The following is a 19,337-nucleotide window of genomic DNA, read 5'->3' as shown; positions in this document are numbered from 1 at the left end:
TTGCAGCAGGCATGGGCGCTGCTCTTGCCGGCCTGGGCGGTTGCGCGGCAAGCGGCGCCGGCATGGTCAAAGCCATCCGCGGCATCGACAGCGCAACGCCGATTGCCACGGTGGCACAAGGCGAGTTGCAGGGCACACGCAATGGCGCCGTGCTGTCGTTCAAGGGTGTGCCGTATGCGGCCAATCCCTTCACGGCAGCCAACCGTTTCAAGGCGCCACAGCCAATGCCTGCGTGGTCGGGCGTGCGCAATGCCGTTGACTACCGACCGATGCCGCCACAACCGTCGCGCGCGCCCAGTGGTGGCCTCGCCGGTGCGGCCGACGACCTGACGCTGAACATCTGGGCGCCGGCCGATGCGCGCAACGCGCCGGTGCTGGTCTGGTTGCCGGGCGGCGCCTACTACCGTGTCGACGCGGCCGAGGGCTGGTACGACGGCAGCAGCTTCGCCAGGCAGGGCATCGTCGTGGTCACCGTCAATTACCGCGTCGGTATCGACGGCTTCATGGCCATCGACGGCATGCCGGCCAATCGCGGTCTGCTCGATTCGGTGGCTGCGCTCGAATGGACCAAGACCAACATCGCCGCTTTCGGTGGTGATGCCGGCAACGTCACGCTGGCCGGACAGTCGGCCGGCGCGCAGAGCGTGATGCTGCTGATGGGCATGCCGATGGCGCAGGGGCTGTTCCACAAGGCGATTGCACAAAGCCCGCCGCAGAACCATCTGACGCCGTCGCAGGCACAACGCATCGCCAGTGCGACCGCAGAGACGCTGAAGGTCGCACCGACGGCGCAAGCGCTGGCCGCCGTGCCGCTGCCCGATCTGATCGCCGGTGTCGAGGCCATGGTCAAGGATCTGCGAGACCGCGCCAAGTGGGGGCCGATCGGTGGCCAGCCGCCGTATCTGCCGGTGATCGACGGCAAGGTGCTGACCGCACCGCCACTGGCTGCGCTGCAGCGCAACGCCAGCCCCCGCATCCCCTTGCTGATCGGTTCCACCGACGAGGAGGCTCGCCTTTACCTGGTGCCCGGCGGCACGATCGACCGCATTCCGCCGCCGGCCGTGGCAGGCGCTTTACGCGGCGCCAGGCTGCCGGCCCATGCTGCCGATGTCTATTCCCAGGCGCGGGCGAATGCTTCGCCGGGCGACATGCTGGCGCTGTTCGAATCGGACCAGACCTTCCGCATGCCGACGCTGAACTATGCGGAGCAACGCGTCCGGGCAGGCGCACCGGTGTGGCACTACAACTTCTCGTGGTCGTCGCCCGGTTTCGGCGGGCGGCTGGGCGCGGGCCATGTGGTCGACGTGCCGTTTGCCTTCAATACCCTGGGCAGCCGGCAGGCAGCGCCCTTCCTCGGCGGGCCGGGCCATCAGCCGCTGGCGGACGAGATGCACGGCCGCTGGGCGCGCTTCGTGAAGACCGGCGATGCCGGCTGGCCGCGCTACGACCTGACCACCCGGCCGACGATGCGCTTCGACACCACATCCACCGTGGTCGCAGACCCGCTGGCCGATCGCCGCAAGCTCTGGGCCGGCATCGGTTTCGAATGAGTCGACCCAAATGACGGAAAAAACCATGAACGGAAAAATTGTCGGTGCGGCCATCGTGTCGCACCACCCGGGCCTGATGCAATGCGAGGAGTTTCGTCGCCTGCAAGGTGCAGGCGAGGACTCGGACCTGATTGCCGGTTATGCCCGCTTGCGCGAGAAGATCGCCGCCGCAAAACCCGACGTGGTGATGATCTTCGACACCCACTGGTTCACCACCGGTTATCACCTTGTCGACGGCGGCGAGCGCTACATCGGAACCTATATCTCCGACGAGATGCCGTGGTATCTGCATGGCGTGCCCTACGACTACCGCGGCCTGCCCAGCCTGGCGCTCGAGATCGAGGCCGTGTCGCGCGAGATGGGCGGCTACGACCGCGCGGTCTGCCACCCGGATCTCGGCCGCCACTACGCCACGATCAACCTGGTCAAGCAACTGCGGCTGGAGCACAGCAATACACCGGTGGTCACCGTGAGTTCGTGCCAGAACTGTGACTGGCCGGCTTATCTGCAGTCGGGCGAGGCGATTGCCGAAGCGATCCGCCGCAGCGGCCTGCGCGTGGTGATGCTGGCCTCGGGCGCGCTCAGCCACAAGTTCAACAACATCGACTGGAAGCCGAACAACCCGCGCATCTTCCACGAGAGCAATGTCTCGCGGCCCGCGAACATCGACAGCGACAAGGGCGCGATCGAACTGTTCAGGCAGGGCCGCCACGACACCGTGCTCGAGCGCTGGAACGCTGAATACCGCAAGCTGCCCTGGGAGGCTTTCGGCGCGCATTACCTGCAGATGGTCGGGGCGATGGGTGGTGCGGCATGCCGAGCAAAGGGCGAGCCGCTTTCCGACTACGAAAACGCTCGTGGCACCGGAAATATCCACATCTGGTTCGACGCCTGAGGGAGCGCACGATGAACTTCGAATTTCCGATCGAGGAGCTGCCGGCGGTGATGCGAGGCCCGCGCATCGAGCGCCGCCGCGTGCTGGTCGGCGGCAGCGCCTTCTGGGGCACGATCGTCGAGGAGGGCGCGGACGCCGGCAAGCTGCGGCTCGACGACGGGCGCCTGCTCGACGCCGACAGCGTGCGCTACCTGCCGCCGGTTGCGCCGAGCAAGATCATTGCGGTGCACATCTCGTACATCTCGCGCAGCATGGAAACGCGCAACAAGCCGAAGCCGACCGAGACGCCGACCTATTTCACCAAGCCGCCTACATCACTCAACGGCCACGGCGGGCAGATCCTGAAGCCGGCCGACTGCAAGTACCTCAACTACGAAGGTGAATATGCGGTCGTCATCGGCCGGACCTGCCGCAATGTGACGCCCGACGAAGCCTGGGACTACATCGAAGGTTTCTGCCCGGCACTCGACATGGGGCTGCAGGATTTTCGCGATACCGACCAGGGCTCGATGCTGCGCGTCAAGGGCGCCGACACGCTGCTGCCGATCGGCCCGGGCATCGTCCGCGGCGTCAACCTGTTCGAGCAGACGCTGCGCACCTATGTCGACGGCCGAGTGGTGCAGGAGGCACACATCGGTGACGAGACGATCTGGGGCCCGCACTACGTGATTGCCGACATCGCCCGCCACATCACCTTGCTGCCGGGCGACGTGATCCTGATGGGCACGCCCTGCCATTCACGCTCGGTCGATCCCGGCCATCTCGTCGAATGCGAGATCACCGGCATCGGACGGATCAGCGGCACCGTGGTTGCCATCGATGCGCCGCGCGCCGCTGCACTCGGTGTCGGCCATGCGCCGACCGACAGCCCCGAGGTGCGCCGCGTCTCGCTCGGCTTCGACGAACGCGTACCCGAGCGATTCAAGGACAACCTGCGCCAGTCGCGCCAGCGTTGAGCGGCCACACCGCCACACCCCCATCCCTTCACGACACCAGGAGAACGAAATGAAGACATTCACCAGAACCCTCATCGGCTCGCTGTTCGGCGCTGCGATCGTCGGCCAGGCATCGGCCGCAGACGTGACGCTGCGCTTTCACCAGTTCTTGCCGCCGCAGGCCACGATCCCGACCAAGGCGATCAAGCCCTGGACGGAGAAAGTCGAGAAGGAGAGCGGTGGCCGCATCAAGTTCCAGCGCTTCGATTCGATGACATTGGGCGGCAAGCCGCCGGAGCTTTTCGACCAGGCCAAGGATGGCGTGGCCGACGTTGTCTGGACCGTGCTCGGCTACAACCCGGGGCGTTTTCCGAAGTCCGAAGTCTTCGAGCTTCCCTTCCTGACGACCACCGCGACTGCCAGCTCAAAGGCATTCATGGAATTCGTGCAGAAGAATTCGATGGACGAGTTCGCCGACGTTCATCTGATCTGCGTGCATACGCACGGCCCCGGCCTGTTCCACAGCCGCGCCCCGATCGCCAAGCTCGAGGACCTGAAGGGCATGAAGGTTCGCGGGGGGTCGCGCGTGATCAACATCATGCTCGAGCAACTCGGTGCCACACCGGTCGGCATGCCGATCACCGGTGTCGGAGAAGCCTTGTCCAAGGGGGTGCTCGAGGCGACGACGATTCCCTGGGAAGTCGTGCCTGCATTCAAGGTGCAGCAGATCGTGCAGAACCACACCACGTTCTCAGGTGGCAAGGCCTTGTACAACAGCACCTTCGCGATGGTGATGAACAAGGCCAGCTACGCGAAATTGCCGGCCGACTTGAAGAAGGTCATCGACAACAACTCGGGTCAGAGCTGCTCGACGACATTCGGCGCGGCGATGGACGCCGGTGACGTGGTCGGCAAGAGCCTCGCGGAAAAGGCCGGCAACAAGATTCACGAACTCGACCTGGCGGAGTCGCAGCGCTGGCAGCGTGCAGCCTTGGGAACACGAGCCGCCTGGTACAAGGAAGTTTCGGCGAAGGGCATCGACGGGCCGAAGCTGGCCGAGGAGGCAGAGGCCTTGATCAACAAGTACAGCAAATGAGCTGACCACGGTTGACGTAATGGGCGAAGGGGTTGGGAGCGCTTTAGGGGCGATCACGACCACCCACGTTGAAAGCGGGGCGCGTGGCTACCTCCGCGAAGCCCGGGTGCTGACTGCCCGTGCCGCTGCTTGCGCTTGGCCGGCGGCCGGGCATGCGCAGCCCGCTCTTGCGCAACGTACTCCTGCGAGGCCTGTTCCACCGCCGGCAGGCTGGCCTGCAGTCGACGCAGCAGGTCGATGAGCCAGCGCTTTTCCTGGGGCGCGAGGCGAGGTCCCCGAATCAGTTTCGTAAGTGATGCCCACTGCGAGGCACGCGGGCCGCTGGGCGATCGGCTACCGTCCGCGGCTTTGTGACCTGCTGGCGGCAATGCGGAAGGTCAACGCGGGCGTTTCAGGCCGGCGACGCAATCCCGGCATCCATGCGGACCACGGCCTGCCGGAACAACTCGCGCAGCCAGACGAGGCCGGGATCCTTGGTCCGGTATTTGTGCCACTGCAGGGCTTGTTCCATCGGCGTGATCGGCAACGGCGGCGTGCGCAACGCGATCGGCCACAAGCCCTGCGCCAGTCGCGCGAGCCGTTGATGCACGGTCGCGACGAAATCGGTGCCGACGACCATCGCCGGCAGCGGAGCGAAGCCGTAGGTCGTCACGGCGACCCGCCTCGTGACCCCATAGCGCTTGACGAACCAGGCCTCGAACGATTCGCCGATGGGGTTGCCTGTGGGCCGCATCACGACATGGCCCGCTGCAAGGTAGCGCTCGAAGTTCAGTGCGCCCTTGGCCAATTTGCCGTCGGCCCAGACGACGCAGGTGAATTCCTCGCTGTACAAGACCTCTTCCGGATGGTCGGGTGAGAGGAAGTCGCGCGGCAGGATCAACAGGTCGGCTTCGCCGCGTTCGAGTTCACCAACCGGGTTGCTGACCTGCGGCAGAAACTCAAATCGGGCCTTGCAGCGCGCGGCATTGGCCAAGGCCAGTACATGCGGCGCCAACACAAACTGCGTGTAGTCGGAAACAAAGATGCGGAAGACCCGGTCCGAGGTGGTCGGGTCGAAATTCGGCTGGATCGCAATCGCACTGTCGACGCGCACGAGCACGTCGCGCACTGCATCCTGCAAGCCTTGGGCGCGAGGCGTCGGCTCCATCCGGCGCCCGACCTGAACCAGCAATTCGTCGTCGAAATATTCGCGCAGGCGGTTCAGTGCATTGCTCGTCGCCGACGGGCTGAGATTCAAGCGCTCCGCAGCCTTGGTGATGCTGCGTTCGACCAGCAAGGCATCGAGTGCAACGAGCAGATTCAGATCGAGCCGGTTGAAGCGCATGGCTTGTGTCGAACCGTCGACTTTGCGGGTTAACCCGCAAAGTATTCACGGCATCGAATCGATGTGTGGAAACAAGCCGATTTTCACAAAGCCTCGGTTTCCTTAACCTCTCGCTTACCCGATTTCCCAAGCGAACAAGGAGACGACGAATGGCCTCGAGCCAGGCGGTAGGCAAGCCTTTGCCAAAAATTACTGAGCTGCTGCGGCAGGTGGCCTGAAGCCATGAGCGCCATTCGCAATGTCGGCGTGATCGGTGCCGGACTGGCCGGTCTTGCAGTCGCAATTGCCGCGGCCAAGGCCGGCGTCGACGTCGACGTTTTCGAGCGGCAGACCGAGCAGCCGGCGCCGGCGGCGCACATCGACGTCGTTCCCAATCTGTTGCGTGACCTCGTTGCGTTGGGCGTCGGCGATGTCCTCGTTCGTCGAGGTTTTCCGTATCGCGACCGCGCGGTGCTCGACGGCGATGGGCGTCGGCAGTTCGATCTTGCCACCCCTCGGCTTGCCGGCGAACGCTATCCGGCCGCGCTTGGCATGGTCTACGGCGATCTGCTCGGCATCCTGCGCGAACAGGCCCTGGACCGCGGTGTTCGCATCCACGATGGCGCCACGGTTGCCGATGCCGAAGACGGCGGTGCGATCCGCCTGGACAACGGCCAGCGACATCCGGTCGATCTCGCGGTGATTGCCAGCGGCGAGGTTTTGCCCCGGGTGGCCGGTACAACGCTCGAGCCGGTGGAGGTCGAGTCGCTGCCGCAGCAATGGTGTTATGCGCTGCTGCCGCGCCCGATCTCGATCGACCACGCAGCGTGGGTCATCGGCGTCGGCAGAAGCAAGCTGATGCTGGTGCCGGTGAATCCGCAAACGGTCGGCGTCGCCTTGCTGCAGCCCGAGGGTTCCGCAACAAGCGGCGACGAGGTGCGTGCAAGCCTCGCTTCGCAGGGCGAGTTGTTCGGCTGGCTCGCCTCGCATTGGAAAGACGGCACGCCGACGACGGTGCGTCCGGTGCACACCGGTGTGCTTGCCGGCGAATGGCATCAGCGCGGCGTGCTGCGCGTCGGAGCCAGCGCCCATGTGCTGCCACCACATTTCGGCCAGTCCGCCGCGCAAGCGGTCGAAGACGCCGTCGTCCTCGGTGCCTTGCTGGGCACCGGCGCGGACCGCACGGCGCTGCTCGATGCCTTCATGGCGCGACGCGGCGACCGGGCACGGCAAGTCCATGCCTTGACGACACAGGCGGCGCGCTGGGACCTGCGCCCTGAAGCGTCGACCGATCTGCGCACGCTGGCCGCCAGGCTGGCGCCCGCACTGGCCCGGCCAGCCTGATCCGAACCGATTTCTCACCCGACACCACCACCGAGGAGACCAATGAAACCCGCACAACGACTCAAGCTGGCACCGAAGCTGGCCGCGATGGCCGCCGCAGCCGCTGCGGCCTGCAGCGCCAACGCGTTTGAGATCGATACCGGCAACCCCGACCTCAAGCTGCGCTGGGACAACACCGTCAGGTACAGCAACGCCTTTCGCCTCAAGGACCGATCGCCCGTGCTCGCCAGCGACCCCGGCACATCCAACCTGAACGACGGCGACAACAACTTCGGCAAGGGACTGGTCTCGAGCCGGTTCGACCTGCTGAGCGAACTCGATCTGCAGATGAACAACATCGGGGCCCGCGTCAGCGCGGCCGCTTGGTACGACCCGGTCTACCGTCGCGGCAACGACAACCGCAGCGGCACGTCGAACCACACGCCCGGCAACCAGTTCCCCGACGAGACGCGCAAGGTGATGGGTGGCGACAGCGAACTGCTCGACGCCTTTGTCTGGGGCCGCTTCAGCCTGGGCGACAAGCCGGTCACGGTGCGGCTCGGGCGCCACACGCTGCTGTGGGGCGAAACGCTCTTCTTCGGCGGCAACGGCATTGCCGGCGGGCAGGCGCCGCTCGACCTGGTCAAGCTGCTGTCGGTTCCGAATTCGCAGTTCAAGGAAATCGCTCGCCCGATCGGCAAGCTGTCCGGTCAGATCCAGCTCACCGACGAACTCTCGCTCGGTGCCTACGTCGGCTACGAATGGGACAAGACGAGGCTGATCCCGGTGGGCGCCTACCTCTCGTCCACCGACACGCTGGGTCCGGGCGCCGAGCGTATCAATGCCGGGCCGATCGGCTCCTTCATCAAGGCGCCCGACCTCGACGCCCGCGACAGCGGCCAGTATGGGGTGCAATTGCGCTGGAGTGCCTTCGACATCGAGACCGACTTCGGCCTCTACGCGATCCGCTATCACGCCACCGGCCCGAGCAACAACTACACCACGCTCAGCGGCCGTCCCCCTGGCCCGAATGGTCCTGGCAACCTGGCTGCCAGCAGCTACCGTTGGGCCTACCACGAGGGCATCCGGGCCTACGGCGTCAGCGCTGCGAAAACGGTCGGCGCGTGGAGCCTGGCCGGCGAAGCATCGATCCGGCAGAACACGCCGCTGGCCAGCTCGCTGCAAAGGGTGATCCCGGCGATCGGCGTCGGCGTGAACTTCGACAACAACAACAATCCCGGCTACGCGGTCGGCGAAACCGCCCACCTGAATTTCTCGTGGCTGGCCAGCCTGGGTCCGAGCTTCATTGCGGATGGAGCCACCTTCCTCGGCGAGATCGCCTGGAACACCCGCACCAAGGTGACCAGGAACGCCGCGATGCTGAACCCGAACGCCGACAAGTCGGCCACCGCGGTGCGAATGATCTATTCGCCGTCTTATCGGCAGGCCTTGCCGGGCCTCGACCTCTCGCCCAGCGTCGGCATCGGCTACGCCTGGGGCAAATCCTCGGCGCTCGGCAACGCCTTCGGCGTCGACGAGGGCGGCGACTTCAACGTCGGCGTTACCGGCACCTACCTCGGACGCTGGATCGCCTCGCTGAACTACGTCCACTACCTCGGCCCAGTCGGCACATCGGTCGACGACAACACCAACGTGCAGTTCAAGCAGTCACTGAAGGATCGCAATTTCGTGACCTTCTCGCTGCGCACCACTTTCTGATTACGGAGACAGACATGCAATCCAGAACCCGATATCAAATCATCGCCTTTGCGGCATCGCTCGCCTGCTCATGGTCCGCAATGGCTGCGGTAAGCGCCGAAGAGGCGGCCAGGCTCGGCAACGAGCTGACCCCGCTGGGCGCCGAAAAAGCCGGCAACAAGGAAGGAACGATCCCGGCCTGGACCGGCGGCTTCAGCGGCAAGATCGCCGGCGAGAAGGAAGGTGGCCGCCGCGGTGACCCCTTCAAGGGCGAGAAGCCGCTGTACTCGGTGACCGCCAAGAACATGGCGCAGCACGCCGACAAGCTCACCGACGGCGTCAAGGCGCTGTTCAAGAAATATCCCGACAGCTACCGCATCGACGTCTACCCGACCCACCGCACCGCGATGGCGCCGCAATGGGTCTACGACAACATCAAGAAGAATGCGACGCGCGCCAAGATGAATGGCGACATCCTCGAGGGCGGCTATGGCGCCATCCCGTTCCCGATCCCGAAAAACGGGCTGGAAGCGATCTGGAACCACAAGCTGGCGTGGCGCGGCGAGGCGTGGGAAGCCGACCTGAACCAGTACCAGCTGACGTCCGACGGCAAGGTTGTGCTGACCACCGACGGCCTGATCCGCCAGCGCATGCCGTACTACTTCAAGGATGGCTCGCTCGAGAACTTCGAGGGCTATTTCTGGGAAGTCAACCTGACCAATTCCGGCCCGCCGATCCGTGCCGGCGAGATGATCGTCGGGCGGCAGAACCTCGACGAGAACAAGTCGCAGTCCTACGTCTACCTGACCGGCCAGCGCCGGGTGCGCAAGCTGCCCAATGCCTGCTGTGACACGCCGACACCGGCCACCGCTGGTGTGATGTCGTTCGACGAACTGAGCGTCTTCTCGGGCACCACCTCGCGCTTCAATTGGAAGCTGGTCGGCAAGAAGGAGATGCTGATCCCCTACAACAACAACCGCATCCTGCAGGTCAAGGACAGCGAGCTGGTGCAGCCGCGCCACCTCAACCCCGACCATCTGCGCTGGGAACTGCACCGCGTCTGGGTCGTCGAGGCGACGTTGAAGGATGGCGAGCGCCACCAGGCACCAAGAAGCGTCTACTACCTCGACGAGGACACCTGGGTCGCCACGCTGGGCGACCGCTGGGACGCCAACGGCCAACTGTGGAAGTCGATGTGGCTGCTCAACTACGTGATGCCCGATGCGCCCGGCACCGTCCAGCAGACCTTCGGCTTCTACGACCTGATCTCGGGCAACGGCTATGTCGCCAACGTGCTGAACGACAAGGATTTCCACCATCGTTTCACGAAGCGCTGGCCGACCAACCTGTTCACCGGCCAGGGCCTCGCAAGCCAGGGCGTGCGTTGAGATCATGGAACACCTTGTAGCCCTGGCCGTCGCGGTGGCAGCGCTTGCTGCCCCGACGGCGGCGACCGCGGCACCGGTGGGCGATGCGCTGGATCGCCCGGCGGTGCAGGCCGCCCATCCCGAGCGCGCTGTCCTTCAGGCGGCGGCGCAGGCGGGCCAGCGCATCGTCGCGGTCGGCGAGCGTGGCATCGTGCTGCTCTCCGACGACGGCGCGGCGAAATGGCGCCAGGTTCCGGTGCCGACCAGCGTCACGCTGACCGCCGTCCGCTTCGTCGATGACAAGCACGGCTGGGCCGTCGGCCACGGCGGCGTGATCCTCGCCAGCACCGATGGCGGCGCGAGCTGGACTCGGCAACTCGACGGCAAGACCGCTGCCGACCTGATGCTGAAGGCCGCGCAGGCCAGCGGCGACCCGGCAGCCGTCAAGGAGGCCGAATGGCTGGTGTCCGCCGGGGCCGACAAGCCCTTCCTCGATCTGCACTTCTTCGATGCCAGACACGGCATCGTCGTCGGCGCCTACAACCTGGCGTTCGAAACCAGGGACGGCGGCCAGACCTGGAACGCGATCGCACAGCGGCTCGACAACCCGCGCGGCCTGCACCTGTACGCGGTGCGCACCCGCGGCGACAAGGTGCTGATCGTCGGCGAGCAAGGCGTGGTGCGGCTGTCGACCGACGGCGGTCAGACCTTCCAGAAGCTCGACACCGGTTATCCAGGCAGTTTCTTCAGTGCCGAATGGCTGGACGACAAAGGCATGCTGCTGGCCGGCCTGCGTGGCCAGCTGTGGCGCAGCAACGACCTGGGCGCGAGCTGGACCCAGGTGCCGTCGCCCGCACCGGCGTCGTTCACGGCGAGCGCACGCGGCCCTGACCAGTCGCTGTGGCTGTCGAATCAGGCCGGCCGGATCTTTGCCTGGCGTGACGGCAGCCTGCAAGCGCTGCCAGGCGAGCCGCTGCCGCCCATCGGCGGCATGCTGCCGCTGCCGGACAAACGCCTGCTGGCGCTGACGCTGCGTGGCGCAGTCGTCGTCCCCCTGAATGGAGCCCCGAAGTGATCACCACCTCGTCCCCGGCGACCCCGTCGCTGGCTGATTTCGACCACCAGTCGGGTTCGTTCGTCGAGCGGCTGCTGTTCAACAACCGGCGCCTCGTCATCGCGCTGTGCCTGCTGATCACCGCGGTGCTCGGCTGGCAGGCCTCGAAGCTGCAGCTCAATGCCAGCTTCGAGAAGATGATTCCGGCCGCCCACCCCTACATCCAGAACTACCGTGAACACGAATCGCAGCTGAGCGGTCTTGGCAATGCGGTTCGCGTCGTCGTCGCCAATCCGAAGGGCAGCATCCTCGACAAGGACTACATGGAGACGCTGCAGCAGATCAACGACGAGGTCTTCCTGCTGCCCGGCGTCGATCGCACGCGCATGAAATCGCTGTGGACGCCGAGCACGCGCTGGGTCGGCGTCACCGAAGAAGGCCTGGAAGGCGGGCCGGTCATACCGAACAAATACGACGGCAATGCAGAAAGCCTGCAGCGCCTGCAGACGAATATCCTGCGCTCCGGGCAGATCGGCCAGCTGGTCGGTCTGGACATGCGATCGAGCATGATCTACGTCCCGCTGCTGGCCACCAATGCCGACGGCGAGCCGCTGGACTACGGCGTGCTGTCGGGCCGGCTCGAGGAATTGCGCAGCAAATATGCAGGCAGCGGTGTCGACATCCACATCACCGGCTTCGCGAAGATCGTCGGCGACCTGATCGACGGCGTGCGCGCGGTGCTGCTGTTCTTCGGCGCCGCGGTGCTGATCGCGGCGCTCATGGTGTTCGGCTACACGCGTTGCCTGCGCTCGACCGCGCTGGTGGTCAGCGCATCGCTGATCGCGGTTGTTTGGCAGCTCGGCCTGCTGCCGTTGATCGGCCAGTCGCTCGACCCGTATTCGATCCTGGTGCCCTTCCTGGTCTTCGCGATCGGCATGAGCCACGGCGCACAGAAGATGAACGGCATCATGCAGGACATCGGTCGCGGCGTCGACAAGCTGCTGGCAGCCCGCTTCACCTTCCGCCGCCTGTTTCTTGCCGGCCTGACTGCGCTGCTCGCCGACGCGGTGGGCTTTGCGGTGCTGCTGACGATCGACATCCAGGCGATCCGCGACCTGGCGCTGGCGGCCAGCATCGGGGTGGCGGTCTTGATCTTCACCAACCTGATCCTGCTGCCGATCCTGCTCAGCTATACCGGCGTCAGCAAGACCGCTGCCGAGCGCAGCCTGCGTGCCGAAGCGGCCGATCTGGCCGGCGCCGCGCGCCATCCGATGTGGCGCTTCCTCGACCTGTTCACCCAGCGTCGCTGGGCCGCCGGGGCACTGGCCGGGGCGGCAGTGCTGGCGGTGCTCGGTTTCATGGCGAGCCAGCAGCTGAAGATCGGAGACCTCGATCCGGGTGCGCCCGAATTGCGTGCCGACAGCCGCTACAACCGCGATGTCGCCTTCGTCAACGGGGCCTACGGCGCAAGCAGCGACGTGCTCGCGGTGATGGTGAAGACGCCCGATGGCGCCTGCTCGGCCTACGACACGCTGAACAAGCTCGACGCGCTGGAGTGGCGGGTCCGCCAGCTGCAAGGCGTCGAGAGCACGCAATCGCTGTCGCTGCTGAACCGGCGCGTGCTGTCCGGACTGAACGAGGGCAGCCCGAAGTGGTACGCCTTCCTGCCGAACCAGGACATGCTCAACACCGTCACCGCCGGCGCACCGCGGCTCGGTTTCTACGACGACAGCTGCAGCCTGCTGACGCTGTACATCTACCTGCAGGACCACAAGGCCGACACGTTGACCCGTGTCACCGACACCGTCGAGGCCTTTGCCGCCGAGAACAATACCGACGAGGTCAAGTTCCTGCTCGCGGCCGGTTCGGCCGGCATCGAGGCGGCGACCAACAGCGTCGTCCGGGATGCCTGGCGCCAGATGCTGATCCTGGTCTATTCGGCGGTCTCGCTGCTGTGCCTGATCACCTTCCGCAGCTGGCGGGCGGTTGTCGTCGCGGTGCTGCCGCTGATGCTGACTTCGCTGCTGGCCGAGGCGCTGATGGTGGCGCTGGGCCTGGGCGTCAAGGTGGCGACCTTGCCGGTGATCGCACTCGGCGTGGGCATCGGCGTCGACTATGCGCTCTACATCCTCAGCGTGACGCTGGCCCGTCTGCGTGCCGGTGACAACCTGTCCGACGCCTACTACAAGGCGCTGCTGTTCACCGGCAAGGTGGTTCTGCTGACCGGCATCACGCTGGCCGCAGGCGTCATCACCTGGGTCGCCAGCCCGATCAAGTTCCAGGCCGACATGGGCTTGCTGCTGGCCTTCATGTTCCTGTGGAACATGCTCGGCGCGCTGGTGCTGATCCCGGCGTTGGCGCACTTCCTGTTGAAGCCCGCAGCGCGCGAAAGCGAATCCACGGCCCCGGCCGATCTGCCGCTGCGTCCGGCGCCGACTGCGGCGTCGGCTTCTGCCTGAGCCGCAATCCACTCCATTCAACCGAGCAAAACAAGTCATGTTCAAGTATTTCCCCACCAACTACGTCTGGAACCTGTCGGTCGATCTGGCGATCGAGATGGGCGCGCGCATCGGCGAGATCGAAGCGATGTGCGCCCCGTTGCAGGACGCCGCAAAGGCGCCCGACAAGGCCGGCACCCAGGCCTTTCGTGAAACCTGGGTCAAGATGGCCGACCAGCTGTGCGAACTGGCCGACGAGGACAAGGCCCATGGCCGTTTGTTGTCGGCCGGCGAGAAGATCAACCGCGCCGCCAGCTACCTGATCACCGCCGAGCGGCTGCAGGCGCATGGCTCGGAAGGCCGCGTTGCGCTGTATCGCCGCCACCTTGACCTGTTTGCCGAAGGTGTTCGCCTCAGCGGAGAAGCTTGCGAACGCGTCGAGATCCCCTATGAAGGCAAACACCTGTCGGCGCTGTATGTGCCGGCCCAGGGTGTCAGCGGCCGCGCGCCGCTGCTGGTGCAGGTCAACGGCCTGGACTCGACCAAGGAGATGAAATACCGCGTCGGCCTGCCGGCCTGGCTGGCCAGGCGCGGCGTGGCCTCGCTGGTCGTCGACCAGCCGGGCACCGGCGAGGCGCTGCGGCTGCAGGGCTTCACTGCCCGCTTCGACAGCGAGCACTGGGCCAGCCGGGTTGTCGACTGGCTGGAGACGCGCGAGGATGTCGACGCCAGGCGCATCGGCATGGAAGGTGTGTCGCTTGGCGGCTACTACTGCCCGCGCGCCGTGGCCTTCGAGCCGCGTTTTGCCGCCGGTGTGGTCTGGGGTGCCAACCACGACTGGCGCGATGTGCAGAAGCGCCGGCTCGAGAAGGAAGGCAGCTTCCCGGTGCCGCATTACTGGTCGCATGTGTGCTGGGTCTGGGGCGCCAAGGACATCGACGACTTCATGAAGATCGCCGAGAACGTGCACCTGGACGGCGTGGTCGAGAAGATCAAGGTGCCGTTCCTGGTCACCCACGGCGAGAAGGACTCGCAGATCCCGCTGAAGTGGGCGCACCGCACCTACGAGCAGCTGACCAACAGCCCGAAACGCGAACTGAAGATCTTCACCGACCGCGAAGGCGGCGTGCAGCACAGCAGCTTCGACAACTCGATCAACGCCGGCCAGTACATCGCCGACTGGGTCGCCGAAACGCTCGGCGGCCGCACGTCGATCTGACAACAGAACTCACCAGGAACCCAAACCATGAACATCATCGGACCCGACGCACTTGTTTTTGGCGTCGACGACGTCGCAGCCTGCCGCCAATACCTGATCGACTACGGCCTGAAGGAAATCGGCGACGGCTATTTCGAGGCGCTCGACGGCACCGGAGTGACCATCCGCGCCAAGGACGATCCGTCGCTGCCGCCGGCAATGCCGACCGCCAGCATGTTGCGCGAAACCGTCTACGGCGTTGCCGACACGGCCACGCTCGATGCGATCGAATCCGAACTGAAGAAGGACCGCGAGGTCTCGCGCAACGACGGCGTGTTGCGCTGTGTCGACGACATGGGTTTTGCGCTCGCCTTCCAGGTCACCGTGCGGAGGCCGATCACGATGGAAGCGGAGACCGTCAACGCGCCGGGCGCCGCGCCGCAGCGCGGGCCGAACAAGCTTGCATTCACGCCCGACATGCCGGCGCTGCCGCGCACCTTGTCGCACGTCGTGTATTTCGTTCCGGATGCCGCCAAGGCCGAGGCTTTCTACACGCGGCTCGGCTTCGTCTGCACCGACCGCTTTCTCGGCGCCGGCCCGTTTTTGCGCCCGGCCGGAACGCCCGACCACCACACGCTGTTCATGATCCAGACCCCGCCGTTCATGAAGGGCTGTGAGCATTTCACCTTCCACATGGGCGGTCCGACCGAGGTGATGCTGGCCGGCACGCGTTTTGTCGAGAAGGGTTACCAGAGCTTCTGGGGGCCGGGGCGGCACAGGTTCGGCAGCAACTGGTTCTGGTATTTCAATTCGCCGCTCGGCTGCCATGTCGAATACGACGCCGACATGGACCTGCACGACGACAGCTGGACCGCACGCGAGGTGCCGATGAGCGCCGATGCCTCGCAGCTGTTCCTGTTCCAGCATCGCGAGAAGTGGGCCCCGGGTGGCCCGCCGCCCGGCGGCAAACCCGGCACGCCGGAAGGTGCGGCGGCGGCAGCGGTCAAACACTGAGCATGACGACGATGCGCCTGTGCCATCTCGATGACCTGCCCGACAACGGCTCGCGCGGATTCGATCCGCAACGCACCGGGCAGGACAGCGTGCTGGTGGTGCGCCGCGGTACGAAGTTGTTCGCCTATGCCGACGCTTGCCCGCACCACGGCACGCCGATGGCCTGGCGCAAGGACGCCTACCTGAATGCCGCCGCCGACCGCATCGTCTGCGCCGCGCACGGCGCGCAATTCGAAGTCGAAACCGGCCTGTGCACGCTCGGGCCCTGCCTGGGCGAGTCGCTGACCCGCATGCCTGTGGCACTTCAAGACAACGGCGAGGTTCACCTCGCCAACCGAAATTTCGAGGATAGAGACAAATGAGCCAAGCAGTGCGACGCATCCTGATCATCGGCGGCGGTTTCTCCGGCATGTCCGCTGCCATCCAGTTGCGCAAGCAGGGGGTAGAGATCGATCTGGTCGAGATCGATCCCGGCTGGCGCAGCTACGGCGCCGGCATCAGCCTGGGCGGCGCAACCCTGCGCGCGTTCCGCACGATCGGCATCCTCGACGAGTTTCTCGAGCAGGGCAGTGCCGCCGACGGCGTCGTGCTGTGCCTGCCGCACGGGCCGCAGATCGCCGAGTTGCCGACGCCACGCATCGCGGGGCCCGATGTTCCCGGCGGCGGCGCAATCATGCGGCCGGTGCTGGCACGCATACTCGCCGACGCGACGCGCGCATCCGGCGCGACGGTGCACCTGGGCTGCACGTTCACCGACATCCAATCCGACGCCGAAGGCGTCGACGTCGGCTTCAGCGATGGCCGGCGCGAGCGCTACGACCTCGTGATCGGCGCCGATGGTCTTTATTCGAAGGTCCGCGAGACGGTGTTCCCTGACGCACCGAAGCCGCGCTACAGCGGCCAGGCGGTCTGGCGGGCTGTCCTGCCGACGCCGCCGGAAATCAAGACCGCGACGATGTGGATGGGCCCGAAGATCAAGCCCGGCGTCAATCCGGTATCGAAGACCGAGATGTATTTGTTCGTCACCGAGCCGCGTCCGGTCAACGAACGTGTCGACCCGGAAGAGTTCCCCGAGCTGCTGCGCAAGCTGCTCGCCGACTTTCCGGCTCCGGTGCTGCAGTCGATCCGCTCGCAGATCGACGAGAACTCGCAGATCATCTTCCGCCCGCTCGAGGGCCTGCTGACGGCGCGGCCGTGGTTCAAGGACCGCGTCGTGCTGATCGGCGACGCTGTCCACGCGACGACGCCGCACCTCGCATCGGGGGCCTGCATCGGCATCGAAGACGCGATCGTGCTGGCCGACGAGATCGGCCGTTCGACGGATGTTGGCGCCGCCTGCGCTGCCTTCGAGCAAAGGCGCTGGGAGCGCTGCCGCATGGTCGTCGAGAACTCGACCCGTCTGGGCGAGATCGAGATCGCCGGCGGCGACAAGGAAGAACACGGCCGCATCATGCGCGAGTCGCTGATGGCGCTTGCCCAACCAATCTGAGGCCAAGCAATGATCAAGACGAATTCTGTGCGCGGCCATGTCGCGCTGATGGTGGGTCACTGTGCGGGCATGGTCGACCTGGTGGCGTTGCCGGTCTGGGTCGGCACGCTGATCTCGCGTTACGGCCTCGATCCGCAACAGGCCGGATTGCTGGCGACGCTGTTCCTGGCCGGCGCCGTGGTCGCCAGCCTGATTCTGGCGCCGAGGTTTCACAAGCTGCACGGTCGAACGGTGGCGTCGATGGGGTTCGCCGCGTCGGCGCTCGCGTTCTTCAGCGTGTCGATGGTCAGCGACTTCGCCAGCATGGCGGCGCTGCATGCGGTTGCCGGACTCGCAGCCGGCTCCGCGCTCAGTGTCACGCACGGCACGATCGCGCGCAGCGAGCGGCCGCACAGGATGTTCGCGATTGTCGGCATGGCGCTCGGTGTCTTCGCGATCGTCTTCCTCGGCGCCACACCGCCGCTGATCGCAGCGACCAGCGGGCCGGTGCTGTTCATCGTATTCGCCGGCGTGATGCTGGTGGCCGCGCTGGTGTCACTGGCCGCGTTTCCGGTCGCGGACGCGGCATCTACAGGGCAGACCGCCGCCTCGTTGGCAAGCCGCCTGCCGGCTGCCGTGTGGTTCGGCATCGTCGGCATCGGCTGCATGGGCCTGGTTCAGGCGATGACCTTCAGCTTTCTCGAACGCGTTGGCAGCGACCGCGGCTTCGGACTTGCCGCGATCACCGGTGTGCTGGTCGCGCTGGGCGTGGTCAATCTGTTTCCTGCAGGGCTCGCAGCGCTGCTGGAGAAGCGCCTGGCGGCACGAACGGTGATGCTGGTCGGGCCGGTGCTGCAGGCGCTTCTCGTCGTCGTGATCATGAACTCACCTGCCTTCGCACCGTATGCAGCAGCGGCCTCGTTCTTCGCCGCGGTGATGATCTTCACCCATACCTTCGCCTTTGGCCTGCTCGCCAGGCTGGACCTCAGCGGACGCGCGCTGGCCGCCACACCGGCGATGCTGATGATCGGCGCGGCGATCGGGCCGATCCTCGGTGGCACGCTGGTCAAGATGACCGGCTACGGCAGCATCGGCATCGCTGCGCTGGTGATCGCCGCCATAGCGGTGTTCTGCTTCTCGCGCATTCCATCAAATACCTCCGCTTCGCGGCAGGGGGCTCTCGCATGAAACCCAATCGCACCTTCGTCGACCTCTCGATCTACCTCGAGAACGACGTTCTCTCCGACCCGCCGCCGCTGGCGCCGAAGATCACCTACCAGAAACATGCGGACACGCTGTCCGAGTTCATGGCGATGATCCCGGGCACGACGCCCGAGGACTATCCCGACGGCGAGGCCGCCGCTGCCGAATGGGTGACGCTGACGACGCACAACGGCACCCACCTCGACGCACCCTGGCATTTCCATTCGACGCAAGACGCGAAGAACGGCGGCTCGCGGCCGTCGATCACGATCGACCAGGTGCCGCTGGAATGGTGTTTCCAGGCCGGCGTGAAACTCGACTTCCGGCACTTCCCGGATGGCTATGTCGCCACCGCGGCCGATGTCGAGGCCGAACTGAAGCGCGTCGGCCACGACCTGCAGCCGCTCGACATCGTCGTCGTCAACACCCGGGCCGGCAGTCGCTATGGCCACAAGGACTACCTCGGCGCCGGCTGCGGCATGGGCTACGAGGCGACGATGTACCTGCTCGAGCGCGGCGTGCGGCTGACCGGCACCGACGCCTGGAGCTGGGACGCGCCGTTTTCCTACACCGCAAAGAAGATCGCCGAAACCGGCGACAAGAGCCTGATCTGGGAAGGCCACAAGGCCGGGCGCGACATCGGCTACTGCCACCTGGAAAAGCTGCACAACCTGGAAGCGCTGCCCGCCAACGGCTTCACGATCAGCTGCTTCCCGCACAAGATTCGCGGCGCGTCAGCCGGCTGGACGCGCGCCGTGGCCATTTTTGATGAACCTCAAGCACAAGGAGACTGAC

The 19,337-nt window shown here is 65.8% G+C and carries 16 protein-coding genes; 15 read left to right on the top strand and 1 reads right to left on the bottom strand.

The window, feature by feature from the left end:
• Positions 1-62: 62 nt before the first annotated feature.
• From ACNH6H_RS04925 to ACNH6H_RS04910, 4 genes are read left to right on the top strand one after another with little or no spacing between them, the layout of a single operon-like run.
• Positions 63-1,550 carry a carboxylesterase/lipase family protein gene (locus tag ACNH6H_RS04925; protein ID WP_418316126.1) on the top strand — a complete coding sequence of 496 codons (1,488 nt, stop codon included), beginning with the start codon at positions 63-65 and terminating at the stop codon, positions 1,548-1,550.
• A 25-nt stretch (positions 1,551-1,575) separates the two neighbouring features.
• Positions 1,576-2,445: an extradiol ring-cleavage dioxygenase gene (locus tag ACNH6H_RS04920; RefSeq protein ID WP_418316124.1), complete on the top strand. Its 870-nt coding sequence runs from the start codon at positions 1,576-1,578 to the stop codon at positions 2,443-2,445.
• A gap of 11 nt (positions 2,446-2,456) precedes the next feature.
• Positions 2,457-3,401 (top strand): fumarylacetoacetate hydrolase family protein, encoded by a 945-nt coding sequence (locus ACNH6H_RS04915; RefSeq protein WP_418316123.1) that lies wholly within the window; start codon positions 2,457-2,459, stop codon positions 3,399-3,401.
• Between the two features lie 49 nt (positions 3,402-3,450).
• A complete protein-coding gene (locus tag ACNH6H_RS04910) occupies positions 3,451-4,476 on the top strand; it encodes a TRAP transporter substrate-binding protein (protein WP_418316122.1) in 1,026 nt (341 codons plus the stop codon).
• A 391-nt stretch (positions 4,477-4,867) separates the two neighbouring features.
• Here the strand turns inward: ACNH6H_RS04910 and ACNH6H_RS04905 are convergent, their stop codons facing one another.
• Complete coding sequence (locus tag ACNH6H_RS04905) at positions 4,868-5,800, bottom strand: LysR family transcriptional regulator (protein ID WP_418316120.1); 933 nt, start codon at positions 5,798-5,800, stop codon at positions 4,868-4,870.
• Positions 5,801-6,022: 222 nt separating this feature from the next.
• Between ACNH6H_RS04905 and ACNH6H_RS04900 the strand changes: the two genes are divergently transcribed.
• From ACNH6H_RS04900 to ACNH6H_RS04850, 11 genes are read left to right on the top strand one after another with little or no spacing between them, the layout of a single operon-like run.
• Positions 6,023-7,123 (top strand): FAD-dependent monooxygenase, encoded by a 1,101-nt coding sequence (locus ACNH6H_RS04900; protein ID WP_418316119.1) that lies wholly within the window; start codon positions 6,023-6,025, stop codon positions 7,121-7,123.
• A gap of 42 nt (positions 7,124-7,165) precedes the next feature.
• Positions 7,166-8,821 (top strand): DUF1302 domain-containing protein, encoded by a 1,656-nt coding sequence (locus ACNH6H_RS04895; protein ID WP_418316117.1) that lies wholly within the window; start codon positions 7,166-7,168, stop codon positions 8,819-8,821.
• Positions 8,822-8,835: 14 nt separating this feature from the next.
• Positions 8,836-10,188: a DUF1329 domain-containing protein gene (locus ACNH6H_RS04890; protein WP_418316115.1), complete on the top strand. Its 1,353-nt coding sequence runs from the start codon at positions 8,836-8,838 to the stop codon at positions 10,186-10,188.
• Positions 10,189-10,192: 4 nt separating this feature from the next.
• The gene (locus tag ACNH6H_RS04885; RefSeq protein WP_418316113.1) at positions 10,193-11,242 is read left to right on the top strand and encodes a WD40/YVTN/BNR-like repeat-containing protein; all 1,050 of its coding nucleotides are present in this window, start codon (positions 10,193-10,195) and stop codon (positions 11,240-11,242) included.
• Entirely contained in the window at positions 11,239-13,680 is a 2,442-nt protein-coding gene (locus ACNH6H_RS04880) for an efflux RND transporter permease subunit (RefSeq protein ID WP_418316112.1), read from the top strand. Before ACNH6H_RS04885 ends, ACNH6H_RS04880 begins: the two co-directional genes overlap by 4 nt.
• Positions 13,681-13,717: 37 nt before the next feature.
• Entirely contained in the window at positions 13,718-14,878 is a 1,161-nt protein-coding gene (locus tag ACNH6H_RS04875) for an alpha/beta hydrolase family protein (RefSeq protein ID WP_418316110.1), read from the top strand.
• Between the two features lie 27 nt (positions 14,879-14,905).
• Positions 14,906-15,871, top strand: coding sequence for a VOC family protein (locus ACNH6H_RS04870; protein ID WP_418316108.1), 966 nt, complete (start codon positions 14,906-14,908; stop codon positions 15,869-15,871).
• A gap of 11 nt (positions 15,872-15,882) precedes the next feature.
• The gene (locus ACNH6H_RS04865) at positions 15,883-16,233 is read left to right on the top strand and encodes a Rieske (2Fe-2S) protein (RefSeq protein WP_418321228.1); all 351 of its coding nucleotides are present in this window, start codon (positions 15,883-15,885) and stop codon (positions 16,231-16,233) included.
• Entirely contained in the window at positions 16,230-17,360 is a 1,131-nt protein-coding gene (locus tag ACNH6H_RS04860; RefSeq protein WP_418316106.1) for an FAD-dependent oxidoreductase, read from the top strand. The genes ACNH6H_RS04865 and ACNH6H_RS04860 overlap by 4 nt, the downstream gene beginning before the upstream one ends.
• 9 nt (positions 17,361-17,369) lie before the next feature.
• Positions 17,370-18,527 carry an MFS transporter gene (locus ACNH6H_RS04855; protein ID WP_418316105.1) on the top strand — a complete coding sequence of 386 codons (1,158 nt, stop codon included), beginning with the start codon at positions 17,370-17,372 and terminating at the stop codon, positions 18,525-18,527.
• Complete coding sequence (locus tag ACNH6H_RS04850) at positions 18,524-19,336, top strand: cyclase family protein (RefSeq protein WP_418316104.1); 813 nt, start codon at positions 18,524-18,526, stop codon at positions 19,334-19,336. Before ACNH6H_RS04855 ends, ACNH6H_RS04850 begins: the two co-directional genes overlap by 4 nt.
• The last annotated feature ends 1 nt before the right edge of the window (position 19,337 follow it).

The sequence above is a fragment of the Pseudideonella sakaiensis genome (genome assembly GCF_048320135.1).
In the GTDB taxonomy this organism is placed as follows: domain Bacteria; phylum Pseudomonadota; class Gammaproteobacteria; order Burkholderiales; family Burkholderiaceae_C; genus Ideonella_A; species Ideonella_A sakaiensis_A.
The sequence above is the reverse complement of the archived record's forward strand: the minus strand, read 5'-3'. Positions and strand labels throughout refer to the sequence as shown.